The following is a 22,991-nucleotide window of genomic DNA, read 5'->3' as shown; positions in this document are numbered from 1 at the left end:
CCTTTGGGTTCAGCCCTTGACGCCGCCGGAGGTCAGTCCGGAGATCAGCGCCCGCTGCATGACGATACCGACCAGCATCGGCGGCAGTGCAGCGAGCACGCCGGCCGTGGCGATCAGGCCGTAATCGGAGACGCGGCCACCGGCCAAGTCGGCGATGGCGACGGTGAGAGTCTTGGCCCGCTGGTCGGAGGTGAACAGCAGGGCATAGAAGAACTCGTCCCAGCCGAGCAGGAAGGCGAAGAGAGCGGAGGTCGCCACCACCGGCAGGGCCAGCGGCAGGGTGATGATCCTGAGCGTCTGCCAGAGGCTGGCGCCATCGATCACCGCCGCCTGTTCGATCTCGCGCGGGATGCCGTCGAACCCGGACTTCATCAGCCAGGTGGTAAAGGGGGCGAGAATGGTGAGGTAGACGAGGGCCAAGCCGAACACGCTGTTGAGCAGGCCGAAGTTGGCAAGCGCCATGTAGAGCGGCACGGCAAGCGCCACCGGCGGCAACATGTAGGTCGCGATGACCAGCGACAGCGACCAGCCAACGGACGGCGTGCGCGACACCGCCCAGCCGGCGGGCACGGCGAGCGATACTGCCGCCACGGTGGCCATGCTGGCCACCATCAACGAGTTGCGGAGGCTGGCCATGAAAGCGGCGCCGGCACTGTTCTCGACGGTGGAGAGGAGGGTGGCGTAGCGCGAGAAGTCCATGGTCTCCGGCCACCACCTGAGTGGCTTGGCGGCCAGGTCGGCGGCCGGCGAAATGCTCATCACGAACAGCCAGACGAGCGGCGCCAGGATGATCGCCGCGAGCAGCAGCGCCGCGATGTGCAGGAAGAAGCGAAAGAGTGGGCTCTGGCGTTCCATCAGGCGGCGCTCCCTGCGAGCTTCTTCACGATGGTGCCGTAGGCGACGGCGAGCACCGTGATGATCAGCGTGACGATCAGGGCGAGCGAGGCGCCCGAGCCCGCTCGCTGGAAGGAAAAGGCCTCCTGGTAGACGAGGATCGACATGGTTCGCGTCGAGTTGGCGGGGCCGCCGCGCGTCATGACCCAGATGATGTCGAACACCTTGAAGGCCTCGATGGTGCGCAGCACCAGCGCCACCAACAGCGGTCCGGCGAGATAGGGCAGCGTGACGAAGCGAAATCGTGAGAAGGCGTTGGCGCCATCGACATATGAGGCGGCCACGACATCGCGCGGAACGGCCTGCAAGGCGGCAAGTGCGATCAGCGCGACAAGCGGAAAATTCTTCCAGCAGTCGGCGACGATGAGTGCCGTCAGGGCGGTGCCGGGCTCGCCGAGCCAGGAGCGATAGTCCGAGAGAATGCCGAGCTGGGTGAGCGCCGCGTTGAGGGCGCCGTATTCGGGATTGTAGATCAGCCGCCAAAGGGTGGCGTTGACGACGGTGGGAAGCGCCCAGGGAAGGATCAGCAAGGCCCGCAGCAACGTGCGGCCATGGAACTGCTGATTGAGCAGGAGCGCTGCGAGCACGCCGAGCAGCATCTCCGTCGTCACGACAACCACCGCGAAGAAGGTGGTCGTGAAGAGGGTGCGGCCGAAGGCGTTGCCGGACAGGAGCCGGACGTAATTGTCGAAGCCGACATAGCTGCCGGACGTCCCCACCAGCTTGGCGTCGGTGAAGGACAGATGCACGGTGTCGGCCAGGGGCCAGCCGATGACGGCCACCATGACGATGAGGAGCGGCAGCATGAGTAGCCACGCCCGGGTTGTGATCCAGGTGCCAGACATGCGGTGTCCTCGTCGGATAACTGAAAGGCGGAGAGACCGGGCGCCCTGGGCGCCCGGTGCGATTATTCGCTCAGAGGCCGCTGTTCTCGGCGGCGGTCTTCAGCGCGTCCTCGGGGCTCGACTGGCCGAGCAGGGCCTCCTGGATCGCCTGCTGAAGGGCGACGGAGATTTCCTGATACTTCGGCGTGGTCGGGCGCGGGTACATGACGGCGAGGCCAGTCTTGGCGGCGGCGATCAGCTCTTCCTGGCCCTCCGTGACGGCCGGATCCTCGTAGGAAGAGGCCCAGATCGGCAGGCTGAGCTTGGCGTAAGCGTTCTGCGTCGCCTGCGAGGTCATGAAGACGATGTACTTCCAGGCCTCGTCCTGATGCTTGCTGGCGGTAGTGATTCCTAGGCCCATCGAACCGTTGACAGCCGATGCCTCGCTCTTGCCGGCAACGCCCGGCGCCGGCACGACACCGATCTTGCCGGCGACCTTCGAGTCCTTCGGATCGTTGGCCATGTTGTACATGTAGGTCCAGTTGAGGGCGAACGCGGCGTCGCCATTCTCGAACACCTTGCGGACGTCTTCCTCCAGGAACTCCTTGGAGTTCGGGTTGGTGATGCCGGAGGTGTAGCTGTCGACCATGTACTTCAGGGCGTCGAGGCCGCCGCCCGACTGGAAGGCGGGCTTGCCATCCTTCAGGAAGTCGCCGCCGAAGGCGCTGACCAGCGTGGTGTAGTCGCAGATGGCGGCTTCCGCCTGCGCCCAGCTCCAGGCGATCGGCGAGGCGAGGATGCCCTTGTCCTTGATGATCTTGGCGTCGGCGGCCAGTTCCTCCCAGGTCTTGGGCGGGTTGGCAATGCCGGCCTTCTCGAGGATTTCCTTGTTGTAGAACAGGTACTTGGTGTCGAGAATCCAGGGCATGCCATAGAACTTCTCGTCATACTTGACGGTGGTCCAGGCGCCGGGCAGAACGCCGGCCTTCATCTCGTCGGTGATCTTGGAGCTGACGTCGACGAGCACGTTGTTGGCGGCGAACTCGGCCGGCCAGATCACGTCGAACAGCACGACGTCATAGGCGTTGCCGGCGCCCTGGGCGAGCACGGTCTTGTCGTGCAGGCCTTCGTAGGGCACGAACTCCAGATTGACCTTGATATCGGGATTGGCCTTGGTGAAGGCCTCTGTCATGGCGCGAACGTCGGCCTCGCTATAGGCGGCCTGGGCCATGAACAGCGCGTTGATCTGGGTCTCGGCGAAAGCCGGAAGGGAAAGCGGCGCCGTCAGAAGCGTCGCGGAGAGGAGTGTCCTGCCGAAAAACCTGTTCATTGTGGGCTCCCTTTGGTCGGTGACTACGCGGAAGGGATCGCGGCGGCACAGTGCCGCCACGACCGGTCGTCTGGTGGTCCCGAAGGACCTCTGGCATGGAGCGTCGTCACGCTTCTCGAGCGGACTAGCGTTCCCCGGAACTCTGCGGTTCCTTATTAAGTCAAATTGCTTGACTTATTCGTGGGCGAAATATCAACTGCTGTCAAGACGGAAATGGGCATGAACGAACAGCGGCCGATCCGCGCCAAGAGCGGCGCCAATATCGAGGGGACAAGCGCTCATAACCGGCGCGTCATCATCGACGCGCTCCGGGTGAATGGTGCGCTGTCGCGCGCCGACCTTGCCCGAGCCACGGGACTGACCAAGCAGGCGGTGTCCAATCTCGTCGAGACGCTGGAGAACGAAGGCCTCGTCGCCTCCGAGGAACTGGTCCGCAAGGGGCGAGGGCAACCGTCAACGCCCTATCGACTGGTTGCCGATGGCGCCTATTCCATCGGCCTGCAGATCGATCGCCACGTCAGCCGAGCCATCGTCGTGGATCTCGTCGGCAACATTCTGGCCCGCGCCACCGCCAAGGTGCCGCCGCGCGCACCGGAGGAGGGCGTTGAGGTCCTGCTTGATCTGCTGGCCGAGGTGAGGGGCAAGTTTGCGGCTGGACGGCCGGAGGCCGAGGCGCGCATCGCCGGCATCGGCGTGGCCATGCCCGGCCCGTTTGGCGTCGAGATCGCCGACGACAGCTTGTGGCTGATGCAGGCCTGGCAGAGCTTCCCATTGGTGGAGCGGCTGGCGGCCGGCACCGGCCTTGCGGTCAGCCTGCAGAACGACGCGGCGGCCTGCGCCACGGCCGAGCGCATGGTCGGAGCCGCGCACGGCCTGGACCACGTCGTCTGCATCTACGTCGGCTACGGTATCGGCGCCGGACTGATCCTCGGCGGCGGTCTCTACAGTGGCGCCAACGGCAACGCCGGCGAGATCGGCATGGTGCTGTTCGGCAAGCCGGACAACCTCGTGCCGCTGGAACATCGCGCGTCCATCGCTTCGCTCTATGCGCTGGTCGATATCGATCCGGCCGATCCGCAGCAGTTCGACAAGCTGGAAAGGCTCGTCCTTGCGGGGGACCAGCGCGTCGTCGACTGGATCGAACGGGCGGGACACGACCTGAGGCTGGCCGTCCACACCGCCGAGACGTTGTTCGACCCGCAGACGGTGATCCTGTCGAGCGGCGTTCCCGGCTCGCTGATGCATCGGCTGATTGCCGCGATCGAACCGCTGCGTCCGTCCCTGGTGGCGGTGACCGGTCGCTCCGTCCCCCGATTGCGTCTGGGCATGACCGACCCCTGGGCAGTGGCGATCGGCGCCGCCGCCGATCCCATCCGCCGTGCCTTCGATCCCAGTTTTTCGGCGATCCTGAAGCGGCAGGGAGAATGATGGCGCGAAAGGCCAACAAATTTCCTGACAGAGAATTGTCATCCCGTGCGGTTTGCAGCTAATCTTTCAGCGCCATGGGCAAAGAGAAAAACCGGCCCAAGCCGTACCAGGGGAACGACAAAATGACCAAACGCACCATTCGCGGGCTCGCTGCCGCCGCGCTGCTCGCTGTCTCGGCCGTCACCGTCCATGCCGAAGAGACGCTGAAGATCGGCACCGAGGGCGCCTATCCGCCCTTCAACTATGTGGACACCGACGGCTCCATCAAGGGCTTCGACGTCGAGATCGGTCTCGCCCTCTGCGAGAAGATGAAGGTCAAGTGCGAGGTGGTGGCGCAGGATTGGGATGGAATCATTCCGGCGCTGCTTGCCAAGAAATACGACATGATCATCGCCTCGATGTTCATCACCGAGGAGCGCAAGAAGGTCGTCGACTTCACCAAGCCCTACTACAAGGCGGCGATGACCCACGTCGTGCCCAAGGACAGCGACATCACCGAGTTCTCCGACGCGGCGCTGTCGGGCAAGATCATCGGTGCTCAGGCTGGCACCACGCAGGCCGAGTACATCGAGAAGACCTATCCGAGCGCCACGCTGAAGACCTATCCCACGCAGGACGAAGCCAATCTCGACCTCGCGGCCGGCCGACTCGACCTGCAGGTCGGCGACTTCCTGCCGATGTTCGACTGGGTGGGCAAGGAGGCAGGCGTCTGCTGCAAGCTCAGCGGCGAGCCGATCACCGATCCCACCTTCGTCGGCGAGGGCGTCGGCATTGCCGTCCGCAAGGAGGATGGGGCGCTCAAGGAAGCCATCAACAAGGCCATCGACGAAGTGGTCGCCGACGGTACCTACAAGACGATCAACGACAAGTATTTCAAGATCAACCTCTACTCGCTGAAGTGAGACATCGGGGACGGCTTATCTGCCGTCTCCGCCAGTTCCGTGGCCGGCCGGACTTCCATCCGGCCGGTATCCGTCTTCTCACGAAGGACAATGCCCCTTACGGTTGTTGCACCTTGACGGACGGTTCGTCTATGACAGCGCTTTCCATCAAGGTGTCCGAATGGCCAGCACTCTTCCCGTCTATCGTTTCGATTCCTTCATCGTCCGCACGCCGTCGCCGTCGGTGGTGAACGGCCTCCGCGCCGATGATCGCGGCAACCCCACCCATGCGGGCGTTCTCGCCGAGCATGCCGCCTATATCCATGCGGTGAGCCAAGCCGGCGTCGAGGTGACGGTTTTGCCACCGCTCGAAGCCTTCCCCGATTCCATTTTCGTCGAGGATCCGGCTCTGGTGTTCCCGGAAGGCGCCATCCTGCTCCGACCCGGCGCCCCGACGCGCGCTGGCGAAACGGCCGAGATCGCGCCGGTACTGAAGCGGATGTTTTCGACCGTGCTCGATCTGCCGCGCGGCTTTGCCGATGGTGGCGACGTGCTGACGACGCAGAAAAGCGTCATGATCGGCCTGTCCGCCCGCACAAACCGCGAAGGCGCCGAAGCGCTGATCGAGTGCCTCGTCAAGCTCGGCCGCAAGGGCGAGATCGTCGAGACGCCCAAGGACGTGCTGCATTTCAAGACCGACTGTTCGCTTCTCGACGAGGAGACGGTGCTGACCACCGCGCGTCTCGAACGCTCGGGTGTGTTCAAGGGGTTCAAGACGCTTCTGGTCCCCGAAGGCGAGGAGGCGGCCGCCAACGCGCTGCGCGTCAATGACGTGGTGTTCGTCGGCTCCGACTACCCGCGTACTGCCGAGCTTCTGGCCGCCAGCGGCTACAAGGTGGTGCCGCTCAAGACCACGGAAATCGGCAAGATCGACGCCGGCCTCTCGTGCATGTCGCTGCGCTGGCGGCGCGGTTGAGGCGGGGCAGTCAAAACATTTGATGTCGAAGAAAAGGGGAACGTCCCAAATGTCCAATATCGTTGTGAAAACGGCGCTGGCGCTTGCCGTCGCCTCGTCGGTGGCCCTCCCGGCTTTCGCCGAGGACGTGATCAGGATCGGCATGACGCCGGAGCCCTATCTGCCGTTCGGCCAGGTCAACGCCGCCGGCGAGTGGGAAGGCATCGAGGCCGATATCACCAATGCCCTCTGCGAGCGCATGCAGGTGAAGTGCGAGATCTCCGCCATGGCCTTCGACGGCCTGCTGCCGGCGCTCAAGGAGAACAAGCTCGACGTGGCCGTCGGCGCCTTCTCGATCACCGACGAACGTCGCGAGACGGTTGACTTCAGCGCCTCCTACTACACCGAGGGCACCTCGCTGGTCGGCCCGAAGTCGGAAGAGGTCACGATCGGGACGGTCGATGCCCCCGATGGCAGCAAGATCCTCGATCCCAAGGCCTTCGAGGGCAAGATCCTGGGCGTGCAGGCGTCGACCGTGCAGCACCAGTATGTGCTCAAGTACTATCCTGAAGTCGAGGTGAAGGCCTACGACACCGCTGACAACTCGATGGCCGATCTTGCCGCCGGCCGCATCGACTTCGTGCTGTCGCCCGATCTCTACCTTCACACCTTCCTGGCGACGCCGCAGGGCGCCGACTTCGACATCAAGGCCGCCGCGCCGGAGAACAAGGTGCTCGGCGAAGGTGTCGGCTACGTCGTCAAGAAGGGCGACGCGGCCACTCTGAAGAAGGTCGACGACGCGCTCGCCTCGATCAAGGCCGACGGCACGCTCGACAAGAGCATTGCCCACTGGGTCGACGGGGCGAAGTAAGCCCCAGGTTCCGCCGCCGCCGGTTCCCCTAGAGGTCCGGCGGTGGTTTTTCTTTCGGATGACGCGATGGACGGAACTCTTTCACTGCTCAGCTGGGGTGACACTGGCTGGAGCGACGATCTCTTCTGGGGCATCGTCACCACGCTCAAGGTGTCGATATCGGCCTACCTGATCGCCCTGGTGTTCGGCGCCGTCTGCGCCATTGGCAAGCAGTCGTCCTGGCGCGCCGTTCGCTTCATTGCCGGCGTCTACACCACCGTGGTGCGGGCCCTGCCGGAACTCCTCGTCATCCTGCTTCTCTACTTCTCCATCGCGTCGGGCATCGAGCGGCTGGTGAAGGGGTTTGGCCTTGCCGACGACTCCTTCCAGGTCAGTCCGTTCTGGGCGGCCGTGGTGGCGCTGGCCTTCGTGTCCGGTGCCTTCATGGCCGAAGTGCTGCGCGCCGCCTATCTTGCGGTTCCCTTGGGGCAGATCGAGGCGGGGCTGGCGCTCGGCATGCATCGGGGGCTCATCCTCGTCCGCATCGTCGCGCCGCAGATGATCCGCCACGCCATTCCCGGCATGGGCAATCTCTGGCTGGAGATGACCAAGGAAAGCGCCATCATCTCGGTTCTCGGCGCCTTCAACGATCTTCTCTACGTCGGTTATCGGGCGGCGGCCGGCACGCGCCAGTACATCTTCTTCTACGGCATCACCGCCGTGCTGTTCCTGATGATCACGGCGGTGTCCGTCTGGGCGATTTCCCGCATCGAGCGGCGTTTCTCGCGGGGCTACCGCTGATGGAATCGATCGCTCACGTCGTCTCGTTCTTGCCGCCGCTCATTGCGGCCATGCCTCTGACGCTGTTCCTGACGGTGACCGGCGTCGTCTTCGGCCTGCTGATGGGCACTCTCGTCGCGGTGGCCATGGTCTACGGCCGACGGACGTCGGCCTGGCCGGCCAAGGCATTTACCTTCGCCTTTCGCGGCACGCCGCTTCTGGTTCAGCTCTATCTGATCTATTACGGGCTGGGGCAGGTGCTGCCGGGTACCTTCATCCGCCATTCCTTCCTGTGGCCCTATCTGCGCGACGGCCTGTGGTACGCGGTGTTCGCATTGTCGCTCAACCAGGCCGCCTACAATGCCGAGGTGATCCGCGGCGCCATCCTCGCCGTGCCCAAGGGGCAGACGGAGGCCGCAGTGGCGGTGGGCATGCGCCCCTTCACGATCCTCAGGCGCGTCACGCTGCCCCAGGCGCTGCGGCTCTGCCTGCCGGTGCTGACCTCCGACGTCATCATTCTCCTGAAGTCGACGTCGCTCGCTTCGACCATCACCATCATGGAAATGATGGGCACGGCGCGCATGTTGCAGCGCCAGTCGCTGCTGATCTTCGAGCCGTTGATCGCCGCCGGACTTCTTTATTTCGCCGTGGTCGTCGTGTTGACGCGTGTCATGGCCGAGGTCGAGCGTCGCATGACGCTCTATCGCCAGCCGGCGCGACCGCAACAGGGCTGATACCATGGACGAATCCGTCTTCCAGGCTTTTTTGCCGGAGCTTGTCGACATTCGCCGCCGCCTGCACCAGATGCCGGAGACCGGTTACGAGGAGAGGCAAACCTCCGCCCTCGTCGCCGACCTCATGGAAGGCTGGGGGCTGACCGTGACGCGCGGTCTTGCCGCCACTGGGTTCGTGGCGACGCTCGACCGGGGCGGCGATAGGGCGATAGGCCTCAGAGCCGACATGGACGGTCTGCCGATCGTCGAGGAGACGGGTGCAGTCTATGCGAGCCGGATACCGGGCATGATGCATGCCTGTGGTCACGACGGCCACACGACGATGCTGATCGGCGCCGCCTTCCGCCTTCTGCACGACGACGACTTTCGGGGCAAGGTGCATTTCATCTTCCAACCGGCCGAGGAAACGGCCGGTGGCGCCGCGCGCATGATCGAAGAGGGGCTGTTCGAGCGCTTCCCGTGCGAGGCGGTCTTCGCGCTTCACAACTACCCCGGCCTTGCAACCGGTCGCTTCTCCGCTCGTCCTGGCGCCATGATGGCGGCGATCGACGCGGCGACGCTGACGGTGCGGGGAACCGGCGGTCATGGCGCTCGCCCTGAGGATACGGTCGATCCGATCGTGGCTGCGTCCAGCATCGTCATGGCGCTGCAGACGGCGGTATCGCGCAACGTGCCGCCGCAGGAGGCCGGCGTCATCACCGTCGGCGCCTTCCATGCCGGTTCGGCCTGCAATGTCATTCCCGACGAGGCGGTGCTGGAGATCAGCCTGCGCGCCACCGATCCCGATGTGCGATCCAAGCTTTGCCGGCGGTTCGAGGACATCGCCCGTCTCCAGGCGGAGAGCTTCGGCGCCGAGGTGCGCATCGACTGGCAGGTCGGATACCCGGTCACCATGAATGACGCCGCCGCGGTCGGTCTGGCGGCTGGGGTGATCCGCGATACCTTCGGCGATGACGCCTTCGAGCCGCTCGACCGACCGATGATGGGCAGCGAGGATTTCGCCTTTATGCTGGAGAAGGTGAAGGGCGCCTATCTGTTCCTCGGCAACGGCGACAGCGCGGGGCTGCACAACAGCCGCTACGACTTCAACGATGCACTGCTCGAACGCGGCCCCGTCTTCCTGCATGCGCTGGCGCGGCGTTTCTTCGCCTGATTTTACTTCAGCAAGGCGATCAGTTCGTCGGTGGTGCCGGTTTCGGCAATCCACGGGAACGTCAGTTCGACGCTGCGCTTGTGCGCCTCCGGATTGGCGTCGGCCATGGCGTCGACGGGCAGGGCAACGTTGTACCCAAGCTCGTGGGCAAAGCGGGCCGTCGATTCCACGCCACGGCTGGTGGCGATTCCGCAAACGACGACACCGGTGACGCCGAGATCACGCAGGCGCTCATCGAGGTCGGTGCCGGTGAAAGCGCCCCAGGTCTTCTTGCTGACGCGAATATCATCGGGCGCTTGGCCGAGTTCGGGAAGCAGTTCCGCCCAGTCGTCCGGTCGGTCGCCGCTCGGCTTCCTGTCGGTTCGACCCGGCGCACCGCCGAGAACGTTGACCAGAACAACTGGTTGTCCAAGCGCACGAAATGCTTCGATCAGCCTGACGGCGTTGCCGATTGCCGGCACCGCCAGATCTTGCGGCGGCAGTTTGGCAATACCTTTCTGTAGATCAATGACGATAAGAGCGGTGAGCGCGTCGATAGATGTAAATGACATGGTCGGAGTTTCCCTCCGCAACTGAGATTGACGAAAAGGACAGTGTACGGGCAATTGCGGCGTGTCGATGACCGGCATTGAAATGACCAATGTGCCTCACACCAGACGAAATGCGTAGGAGCGGTCTTGCTCGTGGTCTCGTTTCTCTACGGACTGGAAACTTTCTGACGATAATCTAGTTGACTAAGAATGAGTCGGTGACGGCTCGTGCGCATTCGTCATTGGGAAATCATGGGCAAGGCAATCGCCAAGGAGAAAGTTCAGCATCAGGTCGCAGCCCTGCCGTTCCGGCGGACGGCGGATGGCGACGTGTCGGTGCTGCTCGTCTCCTCGCGCGAAACGCATCGTCCACTGATCCCCAAGGGATGGCGCATGAAGGGCAAGAGCGACCGCAAGGCGGCGGCGATCGAAGCGATGGAAGAGGCCGGCGTGATCGGGACGCCGTCCAAGGCACCCATCGGCAGCTATCGGTACTGGAAGCGCCTCGAGGACTGTTTCACGCTGGTCGACGTGGACGTCTACAGCCTTGAGGTTACGGAGAACCTTGCCGACTGGCCCGAGCGTCAGGAGCGGCAGCGGAAATGGATGAGCCGCGAGGATGCCGCCATCGTCGTCGACGAGCCGGGGCTTGCCTTCATTCTCCAGTCATTCAGAGCCTAACTCTGCCGGTCAGATTATCTCACAACCTGGCCCGCGAGCGCTCCAGGCGCGTTCTTGCCGGCTGACCCGGCGAGAAGTTCCCAGTTCGTTTTGCGGGCATCCGTCTCGCATGGTTGCGCCGTCATCCTTTCCAGGATGGCGCCTGCGGCCTCGTCATGGGCAAGATCTGCCTGTGTTCGTTGCCGACTGCAACGGTATGTAACTTATTGTAAAAACTGATAAAAATCAGAAAAATAGCATGGGGCTTGCAGCGTCTGTCTCCGAAGACGGCGTTGATGCTGGCCTCAATTGCATTTTGAAAGCGATCTTGTGGGGAAAGGACGGAAAACCGGGTTTCTGTGGTGTTGGTAGTAGGCAATAGCTACCCGGCAGTTTTTTCCTTGCGGAATAACTTGCCGTAATCGATAGGAAGCATTTGCCTATACTTATAATTCTCCACGAATTCTCGTTTTTTGTGCGCCTGAATTTCTCTGTTGCTTCGTACAAAGTTCAAGAGGGGCGTTTCAACCGGGTGATGTGTAGGGGTAGGGGTGTGCGATGATGGCTGCAGCAAGTTCGTTTGGCGCTACGGCTCCGTTACCGTTCGTGGCTCGGGCCTTGGCGAAGGGCGATCCGGCGACATCGGCTCGCAGTGAGGATGATCTTCTTCTCGAGCGCATCGCGGCCGATGACCGCGAAGCGTTCGCTCTCCTGGTGGAGCGCCATGCCGATCGCGGTTTCGCGCTGGCGCTGCGTATTCTCAAGAACTCCGACGATGCCGAGGACGTGGTCCAGGACAGCTTCCTCAAGCTCTGGACGCATCGGAAGCGGATGGAGATCGGGCGAGCCAAGTTCTCCACCTGGCTCTATCGGGTGATCACCAACCGGTGCATCGATCTCAGGCGCAAGCCGGCCATGGATGACATCGAAACAGCCCCGGAGGTGGCCGACGACAGCGAGGACGCGCTGACGCGGCTCCATCGCGCGTCCATGACCAGTCTCCTGGAAGCGGCACTGTCCCGCCTGCCGGACCAGCAGCGCGTCGCCGTCATTCTCAGCTATCACGAGGCCATGTCGAACGCCGAGATCGCAGAGGTGATGGAAACGACGGTGATGGCCGTCGAGTCCCTTCTCAAGCGCGGACGGCAGCAGCTTCGCAAGCATCTCGCGCGGGCAGAAGATGATATTCGTCAGTCGTTTACCCAAAATTAACCATAAAATCACGGCCCGAGGAACAAAAAGCGCCGGGTTGGCTCCCGCTCATCCGTTGAAGACACGAAGCGAGGGGCGATGACGCCTCGCGCCGACGTCCTCCCCAGCGGGACGGGACGTCATCCACCGATGAGGAACAGAGCGCCATGCCCGTCATTTCCACGAACACCGCCGCCAACTCCGCCGTCCGTTACCTCAACATCAACGCCGCCGATCAGTCCGCATCGCTGTCCAAGCTCGCGTCCGGTTCGCGCATAACCCAGGCCGCCGACGATGCCGCCGGTCTCGCCATTTCGACGCGCATTTCGTCCGACATCGCCACGCTGAACCAGGCGGCGACCAATGCCACGCAGGCCGTCTCGGTGCTGCAGACCGCCGACGGTGGCGCCTCCAACATTTCCGACATTCTCGAGCGCATGAAGACGCTGGCCACCCAGTCGGCTTCGGGTACCGTCACCGACAGCGAGCGGACCTACATCGACGCCGAGTTCCAGGAACTGATCGAGCAGATCGACACCATCGCCACCGGCACCCGGTTCAACGGCGAGAGCCTGCTCGACGGCACCTCCGATTTCGACACCACGGCGGGCGGCACCGAGATTGTCGTCGGTTCGTCGGCCGATGACACCATCAAGGTGTCCATCGACGAGCTGACGTCCTCCGCTCTCGATCTCTCCACCTCGGCGGCGAACGACATCACGGCCGACCTCTCCAGTGTCTCCATCGGTATCGGCCAGGGCACAAGCGCGACCCAGATCGTGCTGACCATCGGTTCGACCGACGATTCCGGTACCGCAACGTCGGTCGATGTCACGCTCGGTGCCTCGGCGGATACCGACGGCGATGGCGTGCTGACTGGCGAAGAGATCGGCGATTTCCTGACCACCGATACGACGACGACGGCGGCGCTGACGGCAGCCAATGTGTCGATGTCCTACAGCAACGGCACGCTCACCGTCTCCAACTCGTCCGAGGCGACCGGCTCTTCCAGCGCCCTGTCCATCGGAGTCAACACGACCGCCACCACCGGCACGACCTTCGATGCTGATGCCGACGGAACGGTTGCCGCCGACGCGGACGGTGTGCTGAAGGCGCTCGGCTTCACCTCCGACTCGTCGCAGTCGACGATCTCGACGGTGGGGTCCGGTACGTCCAACATCGACGTCACCACGCAGGACAATGCCACCACCGCCCTGGAAGCCATCGACGCCGCCATCGACAAGGTGTCGGCTGCCCGGGCCAGCATCGGCGCCCAGGAAAGCCGCTTCGAGTTCTCTTCGGAGTCGATCGCGACCTCCATCGAAAACCTGTCGGCCGCCAACTCCGCGATCACCGACGTCGATGTCGCCTCCGAGGAAGCCAAGCTCGCGTCGGCGGAGGTGAAGGTGCAGGCGGCCGTTGCCGCCGCCTCCTCGGCCAACGACATGACGCAGAATCTCCTGAAGCTGCTTCAGTAAGCTTCGGCGGCATGAAAGGCGGGCGGCGCGGATGATGCGCCGCCCGCATCAACAGCGTCGCTTCCGTGCGAAGCGGCGAAGGAGAGATCATGTCCTCGGTCACCAGCGCCACGACCAGCTCGACTAGTTCGACGACTGCGACCAGCACGACCACGTCGAGCGATGGCACGACCTCGACCGATTATGCTTCCACCGACACCTCTTCGATCGATTGGGACGGTCTCATCGAGGAGCTCTACCAAGCCAAGCTGGCGACGGCCGATACCTACGAAACGAAAATCACCAACAACGAGACCAAGATCGCCGCTTACGAAGACGCGGCCGATCTTCTTGCGACCTTGCAGGACGCGTCTTCGGCGCTGCGCGCGGCTACCGATTCATCAGGCAGCGACGATGACGTTTTTCAGGAGCGAACCGCTTATTTGACCGCTGTCGGAGGCGTCGATACCGACTCCACCTTGTCGGTCTCTGCCGAGGCGGGCGCCGAGACGGGCAGTTACTCGATCACCGTTCAGCAATTGGCGACGTCTCACAAGGTCGCCACCAGCAGCTACGCTTCCTCGAGCGACGATCTGTCGCTTTCGGGCAGTTTCACGCTTGGCGTCGAGGGAGGAACCTCCGTTAGCGTGGAGGTTACGGAAGACATGTCGCTGTCCGATATCGCGGCAGCCATCAACGACGAAAGCAGCACCAGCGGCGTCAAGGCGACCGTGCTCAAGGTTTCCGACTCGTCCTATCAGCTCATTCTCACGAGTTCCGAGACCGGTGAGACGATCACGGTCGGAGATGCCGATGGCGTTCTGCAGAGCCTCGGGCTCATCGACGGGGAGGGCGCATTCACCGACGAACTGCAAGTGGCACAAGACGCCATTTTCACCGTCGACGGCGTGTCGATCACCCGCTCGACCAACGACATCGACGATGTCATCGATGGCGTGACGTTCTATCTCTATTCCACCACCGGCGAGGGAGAGTCGATCACCGTCGAAATCGGGCAGAACCTCTCCGACATCAAGACGGCCGTCACCACCTTCGTCGATGCCTACAATGCCTATCGCGAATGGGCGATCTCGCAGCAGCAGGTGTCGTCGAGTGGCGGCGCGTCATCCGACTCCGTGCTGTTCGGCGATGCGACCATCCGCAGCATCAACCAGCAGATCGGCTCGGCCCTGACCTTCTCGCTCGATGAGGCATCGCTGTCGGCCATCGGGCTGAGCTTCGACGAGAACAACTATCTCGAATACGACGAAGATACGCTCGACGACGTATTGCTCGAAGATCCGGACCTTATCCAGCAGTTGTTCGCCTATACCTTTGAGAGTTCATCGACCGATGTCGGCGTTCTCTACCGGGGATCCAGCGCTCCCTCGACCTTCGAGCTTGAAATCACCGTCGATGACAGTGGCGCCCTGTCGTCGGTAACCGTCGACGGCGTGGAAGGGCTTTTCACCGTTTCCGGAACCCGCATCAAGGGCGTGGAGGGTACTGCCTACGAGGGCTATACGCTGGTGTTCACAGGCGACACCTCACAGACCGTGACCATCACGCAAGCCTCGGGCATCGCGGAACAAATCTACAGCCTGGTGGAAAATGCCATCAACTCCGATGATGGCACGCTGACCACGATCGTCACCAACCTTACCGAGAAGAACGACGAGTATCAGGACCAGATCGACGACATCACGTCCCGGGCCGAGACCTACAGGGACAATCTGACGGTTCGCTATGCCCGTCTGCAGGCCTCGATCAGCACCGCGCAGTCCGTACTCGACTATCTCGAGGCCTTGCTGGCCGCCAAGAGCAGCAATTGATATTGCAACGAGGAGCTTCAGGACATGAATTCCCGCATGGGCCAAGCGGCCGCCGCCTACCGCCAGGCAGCGGCCTCCGTTCATCCGACCGTCGCTGTCGTCAAGCTCTACGACGCAACGCTGCTGGCCATTTCGCAGGCCATTCGGGCGCGGGAAGCGTCGCAGTTCGAGGAATGCTTCGTCAAGGTGATGCGAGCCGCGACCATCCTGCGAGGGTTGGATCACGCGCTTGACTTCGCAAAGGGTGGGGCGGTGGCAGAGCGGCTGCACCGCGTCTACAAGGGGTATATTCTGGCGTTGCACCTTTCCTACGGCAAACCGGACGTGGTGCGCCGCTATCGAAAGCTTCATGACAGCCTGGTCGAACTGCGCGACGCCTGGGCCGGCATTGCCGGAATGGATGCGTTCGTTCGCCAGGAAGGATCCGACGCGCCGACGCCCCAGACCGGCGCGCTGGCGCGGCCGCGCCCCGTGCGGGAGTCGGACATGGATCCATCGATGTTCTTCGGCTTGACGGGCAGCGGGCCTTAGCGATAGCGCGCAGCTGAACTCTTCCATGCAAGCCGAGCGCGCGCTCGGGACGTAACGGTGTGTGTCGACTGTTTCTCTATTGATCGCGGTTGGACGCCAGTAGATACTCCGAGGCAATCTGTTACGAATGAACGGGTTGCACTGATGGACGAAGCGCAGTTTCAGGACCTCGTCGATCGTCATGGCGAGGACTTGGCGCTTTGGCCGGCGGCTCTTCGCGCTGACGCGGAAGCCCTGTTGGAGCATTCCGACCGCGCGCGTTCCATTCTCGATGCCGCCGCCAGGCTCCGCCAGACGTTGACGTCCGGGCCGAAGGTTCGTGCGCCTGCGGGGCTGGCGGCCCGTATCGCGGCTCTCGCCGATGATGACGAGACCGACAAGCCCAAATCGTCGGACAAGGCCTCGCCGCGCTTGCGCGCCGGCTCCTGAACGTCTTGCAAATCGCATCGGTCTTGAACGCGAGGGACGGCGACGGTTTCGTCGTCCCTGGTTGCATCTGTCCATGCGGCTTGGAATTCCGCGACGCGGCCTGAATTTTCAGCGGAACTAGATTTGAAGTATTAATGCGCATTAACGAATTTCATTGCTAACTCACATTAAGTTTTCGCGCCTGGTTTCTCGACCTGGCCCGTTTAAAGACTGAAGCCAATCAACAACGGCACCGATCAGTCTCTTGGTCCAGTCTTCATCAGTGAAGACTGGGGACGGGCGAGGTTTATCATGTCCTCTATTTCTTCGGCGACCACCGCAACGACATCTACGACGTCGACGACAACTTCGTCCTCGTCTTCCTCGACCATCGATACCTCGCAGTTTCTGCAGCTTCTGGTCGATGAAATCCAGAATCAGAACCCGCTGGATCCGACCGATACCTCCGAGTTTCTCAATCAGATGATGTCCTACGCGAGCTACTCGCAACTCAGCGAGATGAACGCGACGCTCCTGTCCCTGCAGGAGTCGATGGACACCATCACCTCCAGTCTCACCACGTCGGCCTGAGGAGAAACGCCATGTCTCTCACGGGCGCCATGAACTCGGCCGTTTCGGCGATGCAGGCTCAATCGTCGGCATTGTCGATCATCTCCAACAATCTCGCCAACGTCTCGACCACCGGATACAAGGCAAGCTCGGCGAGCTTCTCCTCGATGCTGACTTCGGGAGATGCCAACAGTTCCAGCGGCGGCGTCACGGTGGCGAAGTCGCAGAACATCCTGGCGAGCGGAACCCTCGTCTCGTCGTCGATCAGCACCAATATCGCCATCGACGGCGATGGCTTCTTCGCCGTCACGACCGGCGACGGCAGCGACATCTATTATACTCGCAACGGCAGCTTCACCGTCGACGACGATACGGGCTACCTCACGAGCAACGGCTATACGCTGCTTGGCTGGCCGACCGACGCCGACGGCAATGTGGTCGGCGGTACGACGGAAACCAACCTCGAACAGATCGACACGGATGTTCTGACCGGCTACGCGGCGGCGACGACCAGCATGTCGATGACGGGCAGCCTGCCCGCGGACGCTGCGGTTGGGGACACCTACACCAGCCAGATCGAGCTGTTCGACAGCCTGGGCACTGCCTACACCATGGACGTGACCTGGGAGAAGACGGCCGAGAATACCTGGGAAATGTCCTTCGCCGACCCGACGTCGACGGGCGGAGCGACGGGTACCGCGCAGACCACGACCATCGAGATCACGTTCAACGAGGACGGCACGCTGAAGTCGCCTGACACCGCGACCCTCTCGATCACCGGCCTCAGCGATGGCGCCTCCGACATGTCGGTTACCCTCGATTTCGGCACCGTCAACGGTTCGGACGGTTTGTCGCAATACACGCCCGACGACAGCAGCGACGTGACCGTCGACATCGCGGGCACCGGAAACGGTTGCGCCTACGGCACGCTTTCCGGCGTCACCATCGACGAGGACGGCACCGTCTTCGCCAACTACAGCAACGGCGAGTCGATCTCGATCTACAAGATCCCGCTTGCCACCTTCTCCAATGCCAACGGCCTTATTGAAATGAGTAACTCGGTCTACTCGGCCTCGACGACGTCGTCCGGAGCCACCTATCACTTCGCCGACTCCGACGGCGTCGGCTCGATCCAGGATTACGAGCTCGAGGAGTCCACCACCGACACCAACACCGAGTTCTCGGCAATGATCGCGGCGCAGCAAGCCTATTCGGCGGCCTCGCAGGTGATCTCGACGGCCAAGGACATGTTCGACTCCCTTCTGTCGGCGGTGCGTTGAGATGACGGCGCAAACGGAACGGGACGAGACGCAGGCAGCCATCGACCTCCTGGTCGGGCGGCTAGAGAGAATCCGGCGAGACATCCGGCGCGAAGGCGAAGGCGCGGATGCCCGCACCATCGGTCTCTTCAAAGGCGAAGTCGGCGAAGTGCTCGTCGAGCTGGAACGTCATCTCGACGAGACGGCCGCCGCACTCGCCAATGCCAATACCGGCTATGCGGTCAGCCGCGCCTACCTCGCGGTGGGCAAGCTGAAGTCCGCACAAACAGGGGAACCGGGGGTTGTCGTTCCTCTCGACCAGTTCAGGAGAGCAAATCATGCCGGACGCCAAGGCACCCGTTGAAGCGAGGCCGCTCGATGCAGGGCGCTTTGCCGAGCTGGATCAGCTGATCGATCAGCTGATCTCCGTCATTGATGATGAGAATGCCCTGTTGGCCACTGGCATGCCGGCCTCGCTGGCCGTGACCACCGGCACCAAGAGCAATCTTGCCGGCATCATCGAGGAGCGACTGAGAGCTCTTGGTGCCGCCGGTCCGATCTCGCCTGACGAGCGTGCCTATCTCGACGAGCGGGTGGGGCTCGTCCAGAGCAAGGCAAGGGACAACCTGTCTCGCCTGGCCGGCGCGATAGGCGCCTCGCGTCGGCGAATTGCCGCCGTGGTTGCGGCCGTTCGGGAAACGGGAACGGCAGCGGCGCCCGCTTACGGACGTACGGGCAACCGCATTGCCGACATGCCATCCGGCCGATCGTCGCTGCTGCCCGATCGATTGGCCTGAGAGGCGCAACACTGGGGGCACCATGTCGATTTCCGTCGCCAGCACGATTGCTCTGTCTGCATTGCGGGCATCACAGGTCGGCATCAGCGTCACCTCATCCAACATCGCCAACGCCGATGTTGACGGCTACACCGTCAAGACCGCAAACCAGGTGTCGACGGTGTCCGCTTCGACGGGGTCCGGAACGTCGGTCGTCTCCATTACCGGCGGTGTCGACAAGTACGTCTTCGCGTCCCTCATCTCCGCCAACGCCGATGTTGGGGCGGCCTCGGTCACGGCGAGCTACACCGATCGTCTGCAGGCCCTGATGGGGTCCACGACGGGTAGCGAAGATGGCGGCACTTCCCTCGCGACGCAGGTGACGGACCTTCAGACGGCGGTCAGCTCTCTTGCGTCGTCTCCCGAGGATGACACGGTCCAGAGCGAAGTCATAGCCGCCGCCGACAGTCTGGCGAGTTCGTTGCGCGAGACTTCGTCTTCGATCCAGGAACTCAGGGCTGATGCCGACCAGCAGATCGCCGACAATATCGACACCATCAACGATGCGCTTCAGACCATCGACGATCTCAACGAGGCGATCCTGGCGGCGGAAGCGAAGGGGGCTTCGACCGCCGACCTCGAGGACCAGCGAAATACCGCCATAGAAACCATTTCAAGCCTGATCGACATCAAGACGACGACGGCATCCAACGGATCGATCTACATTTCCACCACCGGCGGCACGGCTCTGCTCACGAGTACGGTGCACGAGCTGAGTTTCAGCGCATCGGCGACCGTGAACGCCAGCACGGTCCTGAGCGGCGTAACCGTGGACGGCGAAGACATTACCGATGAGCTCACGAGTGGCGAGGTCGGCGGTCTTCTGACGTTGCGCGACACCACATTGGTCGAAGCGCAGGACGAGCTCGATGCCCTTGCTACCGCGCTGATCGATACCATGAACGCCGTGACAGCCGACGGTTCGGCAGTGCCGGCGCCGGAAAGTCTTACCGGCGTTACCGAGGTGTCGTCGGCCGACACGCTGTCGGCCTCCGGCAGCGTTCGAATCGCCCAGGTCGACGAGGATGGAGCCTTGGTCGCCTACACCGACCTCGATCTGTCGAGCTACGCCACGGTCGGAGATCTGGTCTCGGCGCTTGAAGCCATCGACGGCATCGACGCGTCGCTCGACAGCGACGGCAAGCTGACCATCACGTCGACGACGGATACCGGCATCGCCATTGGCGCACTCGACGGCGACATGAGCGGCGACGGCACCAGCTTTTCGAGCTACTTCGGCCTCAACGCGCTGTTCACCGGCAGCAGCGCCTCCAGCATCTCGTTATCCTCGACCATTGTCGAGGATGCCGGTGCGCTCGCCATCGGCACGCTCTCGACCTCGACGACGGTCGGGGCGACGGTGCTGACCTCCGGCTCGACAACAGTGGCCGACGGGTTGCTCGCGGCGATGACAGAGACGCAATCTTTCGAGGCCGTGGGGGGAATAGGCTCCACCACGGTCACGCTCGGCGACTACGCGGCGCGCATCGTCTCCGATTTCGCCAGCCGTGCTTCGAGTGCCGAGGCGGCGGAAACCAGCGCTGAAACGCTGGCCAGTTCGCTCTCGGACACCATCGCCTCTCGATCGGGCGTGAACATCGACGAGGAGACCGCCAAGCTGTCCGATTACCAGGCGCTGTACTCGGCGGCCGCTCAAGTCATTCAGGCGGCCAACGAAATGTTCGAGGCGCTGCTGTCGGCTGCCAAGTCGGCCTGATCAACCGGGAGAAATGCCGATGAGCATGCGTGTCGCCACCTTCGCCTCATCCGACCGTCTGTTGCAGGCAGCGCTGAAGGTGCAAGCCAGGCAGGCCGAAGCGACGCTGCAGCAGGCGTCCGGACAGATTTCCGAGGATTATGGCGGTCTCGGCAGCACGGCCGGATCGGTGGTTTCGCTGCAATCGTCCATCTCCATGTCCAAGGCCTACGCCGAGGCTGCGAGTACCGCAGGCGATCGCGTCGAGGCGATGTATGACGCCGTCGACAGCATCATCGATCAGATCACCAGCATGAAGGCGACGCTGTCGTCCTTTGCGGCGACGACCAGCGATACCGACGAGTTGCAGGTGACGGCCGAGGAAATGCTGGAGAGCCTGGCCTCTCTAATGAACACGCAGCTCGGCGGTCGGTATCTTTTCTCGGGCAGCGCCGTAGACACCGCTCCGGTCGATCTGGACAGCCTCGCGTCGGCGAGCGCGCCGTCTACCTCCGACACCGGCTATTACAAGGGCGACGACACCGTTACATCGGTGAAAGTCTCCTCCGAACAGACCGTGACCTATGGCGTCACCGCCGATGACGAGAACTTCGAGAAGGCGCTCAGGGCCTTGTCGCTGGTCGCCTCCGGCGCCACCGATGACGATACGCTGTCGGAAGCGAGCGATCTCCTCGACGAGGCGATCAGCGGACTCGCCACCGTGCAAACCCGCCTGTCGCTCAACGCCTCGACGTTGGAAACGGCGATCAGCGACCAGGAGAACTATCAGGACTTCGCCAGCGACCTGGCAACCAGTCTCAGCGGTGTGGACGTTGCCGTTGTGGCAGCGGAAATGGCGGCCTACGAGACTCAATTGCAAGCGGCATATGCTGCGATCGGCAACATCGCCAACCTGACGCTGTCGAGCTATCTATCGTAGCGGGGTGGGGCATCAGCTCTCGGACGACGGCTCCGGGGACTGACCGGCACGTTTCGGCGGATCTCATTTACTCATCGTTCATGCCGTTTCGCCACAGCCGGAGTTTTTTTGTCGTACTTTTGGGGACTGCCTTGTCTTTGCCTCAAAATCGTTTCATCCAGATGGTGGCGACTGAGCCAACCTGAGCCGACTTCGCCTATACGCGGCTCTCTTTTCGGGCAAATCAAGGTGACCTCCCAGACCATGTCTCCGACGGTCGACGTCGGGCTGTCGCGCGTCAATGAGCAGGTGTTGCTCGCCATCTCCCTGATCGTCGCGTCGACGCTGCTGTTTGCAGCCTGCGACGTTGGCGCCAAGTTCATTCAGCATGAAGCTAGCGCCGAGAAGATCGCCTGGTGGCGAAATCTCACCTATGTGATCGTCGCGGTACCCTTTGCGTTGCGTCGCGAGGGGACGGCGGTGTTTCGCCCAACGCATCCGTGGCTCAACATCCTGCGCGGATTGGCGGCGATCTGCGGCACAATCCTGTTCCTGATCGGCCTGCAGCATCAGAACATACCCGATGCGACGGCGATCGCCTTCGTCTCGCCGGTGTTCGTGATGGCGCTGTCGATCGTCTTTCTCGGCGAGATCGTCGGGGTACGGCGCTGGCTCGCGGCGCTGGTCGGCTTTACCGGTGTGCTGGTCATCGTTCAGCCGGGAACCTCAAGCTTTCACTATGCGTCGGTTTTCACGTTGGTTGCAGCGTTCGTCGGCGCCTTCTCGACCATTCTGACGCGCAAGGCGGTGCGCGACAGCGCCGAAACGATGATGGTTTGGACGTCGATCATCGGCCTTGCGGTGACGACGGCGCTCGTCTGGCGCGAGATCGGGCAGACGTCCTGGCATGAGTTGATCTTCGGCTTGGCCGGCGGGCTGTTCTTTGCGCTGGGGCAGATTTGTTGCGTGTTCGCCTACCGGATGGCGCCCGCTTCCCTGCTGGCGCCCTTCAGCTACGTGCAGATGATTTCCGCCACGGCCGTCTCTTACCTGGTCTGGAGCATCGTGCCGGGGGTGACGACGACCATCGGCGCTTCGCTGATCGTCGCCAGCGGGCTCTATTCACTGCATCGCGAGCGCCTGCGCGCACGTCAGCGGCTGGAGGCGCTGAAGTTGTAGTCTGCCGGAGCTGACCGGTTGCTTGCACGCAGCACGACGGCCACAATGGCCTCTGCCGATCGGTCGCATGGCGACCGCCAACGGGAGACGCCGG

Annotated in this window: 24 protein-coding genes and 1 pseudogene; 21 read left to right on the top strand and 4 right to left on the bottom strand. The window is 62.8% G+C overall.

From position 1 onward, the window contains the following. Positions 1-9: 9 nt before the first annotated feature. The 3 genes from M4J39_RS03610 to M4J39_RS03600 form a co-directional block, all read right to left on the bottom strand. Entirely contained in the window at positions 10-855 is an 846-nt protein-coding gene (locus M4J39_RS03610; RefSeq protein WP_251726423.1) for a carbohydrate ABC transporter permease, read from the bottom strand. After that, positions 855-1,739 (bottom strand): carbohydrate ABC transporter permease, encoded by an 885-nt coding sequence (locus tag M4J39_RS03605; protein ID WP_251726422.1) that lies wholly within the window; start codon positions 1,737-1,739, stop codon positions 855-857. Before M4J39_RS03605 ends, M4J39_RS03610 begins: the two co-directional genes overlap by 1 nt. Positions 1,740-1,809: 70 nt before the next feature. Continuing rightward, on the bottom strand, positions 1,810-3,048 hold the full coding sequence (locus tag M4J39_RS03600) for an extracellular solute-binding protein (RefSeq protein WP_251726421.1): 1,239 nt from the start codon (positions 3,046-3,048) through the stop codon (positions 1,810-1,812). A 219-nt stretch (positions 3,049-3,267) separates the two neighbouring features. On the opposite strand from M4J39_RS03600, the gene M4J39_RS03595 reads away from it, so the two are divergent. From M4J39_RS03595 to M4J39_RS03565, 7 genes are all read left to right on the top strand, one after another. Further along, entirely contained in the window at positions 3,268-4,476 is a 1,209-nt protein-coding gene (locus M4J39_RS03595) for an ROK family transcriptional regulator (RefSeq protein ID WP_251726420.1), read from the top strand. A 122-nt stretch (positions 4,477-4,598) separates the two neighbouring features. Beyond that, positions 4,599-5,378 (top strand): ABC transporter substrate-binding protein, encoded by a 780-nt coding sequence (locus tag M4J39_RS03590; protein WP_251726419.1) that lies wholly within the window; start codon positions 4,599-4,601, stop codon positions 5,376-5,378. Positions 5,379-5,538: 160 nt separating this feature from the next. Further along, positions 5,539-6,333: a dimethylarginine dimethylaminohydrolase family protein gene (locus tag M4J39_RS03585; RefSeq protein WP_251726418.1), complete on the top strand. Its 795-nt coding sequence runs from the start codon at positions 5,539-5,541 to the stop codon at positions 6,331-6,333. Positions 6,334-6,382: 49 nt separating this feature from the next. Beyond that, a complete protein-coding gene (locus M4J39_RS03580; RefSeq protein ID WP_251726417.1) occupies positions 6,383-7,183 on the top strand; it encodes a transporter substrate-binding domain-containing protein in 801 nt (266 codons plus the stop codon). 66 nt (positions 7,184-7,249) lie between these two features. Beyond that, positions 7,250-7,963 (top strand): ABC transporter permease, encoded by a 714-nt coding sequence (locus tag M4J39_RS03575; RefSeq protein ID WP_251726416.1) that lies wholly within the window; start codon positions 7,250-7,252, stop codon positions 7,961-7,963. Next, complete coding sequence (locus tag M4J39_RS03570) at positions 7,963-8,676, top strand: ABC transporter permease (protein ID WP_251726415.1); 714 nt, start codon at positions 7,963-7,965, stop codon at positions 8,674-8,676. The genes M4J39_RS03575 and M4J39_RS03570 overlap by 1 nt, the downstream gene beginning before the upstream one ends. A gap of 4 nt (positions 8,677-8,680) precedes the next feature. Then, a complete protein-coding gene (locus M4J39_RS03565; RefSeq protein WP_251726414.1) occupies positions 8,681-9,829 on the top strand; it encodes a M20 aminoacylase family protein in 1,149 nt (382 codons plus the stop codon). Positions 9,830-9,831: 2 nt separating this feature from the next. On the opposite strand, the gene M4J39_RS03560 is transcribed toward M4J39_RS03565, so the two are convergent. Further along, on the bottom strand, positions 9,832-10,458 hold the full coding sequence (locus tag M4J39_RS03560) for an isochorismatase family protein (protein WP_371875377.1): 627 nt from the start codon (positions 10,456-10,458) through the stop codon (positions 9,832-9,834). A 129-nt stretch (positions 10,459-10,587) separates the two neighbouring features. Between M4J39_RS03560 and M4J39_RS03555 the strand changes: the two genes are divergently transcribed. The 14 genes and pseudogenes from M4J39_RS03555 (at position 10,588) to M4J39_RS03485 (ending at position 22,897) form a co-directional block, all read left to right on the top strand. After that, the gene (locus tag M4J39_RS03555) at positions 10,588-11,040 is read left to right on the top strand and encodes an NUDIX domain-containing protein (RefSeq protein WP_251726413.1); all 453 of its coding nucleotides are present in this window, start codon (positions 10,588-10,590) and stop codon (positions 11,038-11,040) included. A 537-nt stretch (positions 11,041-11,577) separates the two neighbouring features. After that, positions 11,578-12,231 (top strand): sigma-70 family RNA polymerase sigma factor, encoded by a 654-nt coding sequence (locus tag M4J39_RS03550; protein WP_251726412.1) that lies wholly within the window; start codon positions 11,578-11,580, stop codon positions 12,229-12,231. 146 nt (positions 12,232-12,377) lie between these two features. Then, a pseudogene (locus M4J39_RS23020) lies at positions 12,378-13,169 on the top strand (flagellin); the annotation flags it as partial. After that, positions 13,161-13,688: a flagellin gene (locus M4J39_RS23015; RefSeq protein WP_371875392.1), complete on the top strand. Its 528-nt coding sequence runs from the start codon at positions 13,161-13,163 to the stop codon at positions 13,686-13,688. The pseudogene M4J39_RS23020 and the gene M4J39_RS23015, both read left to right, overlap by 9 nt. Before the next feature lie 89 nt (positions 13,689-13,777). Beyond that, positions 13,778-15,499 carry a flagellar filament capping protein FliD gene (fliD, locus tag M4J39_RS03530; protein ID WP_251726411.1) on the top strand — a complete coding sequence of 574 codons (1,722 nt, stop codon included), beginning with the start codon at positions 13,778-13,780 and terminating at the stop codon, positions 15,497-15,499. A 24-nt stretch (positions 15,500-15,523) separates the two neighbouring features. Next, complete coding sequence (gene fliS / locus M4J39_RS03525) at positions 15,524-16,030, top strand: flagellar export chaperone FliS (RefSeq protein ID WP_251726410.1); 507 nt, start codon at positions 15,524-15,526, stop codon at positions 16,028-16,030. A 144-nt stretch (positions 16,031-16,174) separates the two neighbouring features. Next, complete coding sequence (locus M4J39_RS03520; RefSeq protein WP_251726409.1) at positions 16,175-16,459, top strand: hypothetical protein; 285 nt, start codon at positions 16,175-16,177, stop codon at positions 16,457-16,459. A gap of 291 nt (positions 16,460-16,750) precedes the next feature. Further along, the gene (locus M4J39_RS03515) at positions 16,751-17,029 is read left to right on the top strand and encodes a flagellar hook capping FlgD N-terminal domain-containing protein (RefSeq protein WP_251726408.1); all 279 of its coding nucleotides are present in this window, start codon (positions 16,751-16,753) and stop codon (positions 17,027-17,029) included. Between the two features lie 11 nt (positions 17,030-17,040). After that, a complete protein-coding gene (gene flgE / locus M4J39_RS03510; protein ID WP_251726407.1) occupies positions 17,041-18,288 on the top strand; it encodes a flagellar hook protein FlgE in 1,248 nt (415 codons plus the stop codon). A 1-nt stretch (position 18,289) separates the two neighbouring features. Then, entirely contained in the window at positions 18,290-18,631 is a 342-nt protein-coding gene (locus M4J39_RS03505; protein ID WP_251726406.1) for a hypothetical protein, read from the top strand. Then, positions 18,606-19,064, top strand: coding sequence for a flagellar protein FlgN (locus M4J39_RS03500; protein WP_251726405.1), 459 nt, complete (start codon positions 18,606-18,608; stop codon positions 19,062-19,064). Before M4J39_RS03505 ends, M4J39_RS03500 begins: the two co-directional genes overlap by 26 nt. 22 nt (positions 19,065-19,086) lie before the next feature. Next, positions 19,087-20,820, top strand: a complete 1,734-nt coding sequence (gene flgK, locus M4J39_RS03495) for a flagellar hook-associated protein FlgK (protein WP_251726404.1) — start codon at positions 19,087-19,089, stop codon at positions 20,818-20,820. A gap of 19 nt (positions 20,821-20,839) precedes the next feature. Further along, positions 20,840-21,739 (top strand): flagellin, encoded by a 900-nt coding sequence (locus M4J39_RS03490; protein WP_251726403.1) that lies wholly within the window; start codon positions 20,840-20,842, stop codon positions 21,737-21,739. A gap of 228 nt (positions 21,740-21,967) precedes the next feature. Further along, entirely contained in the window at positions 21,968-22,897 is a 930-nt protein-coding gene (locus M4J39_RS03485) for an EamA family transporter (protein WP_251726402.1), read from the top strand. Positions 22,898-22,991 lie beyond the last annotated feature (94 nt).

Origin of the sequence: Pleomorphomonas sp. NRK KF1 (assembly GCF_023721755.1) — a bacterium.
Lineage (GTDB): Bacteria > Pseudomonadota > Alphaproteobacteria > Rhizobiales > Pleomorphomonadaceae > Pleomorphomonas.
This window is presented reverse-complemented; position numbering and strand designations above follow the sequence as displayed.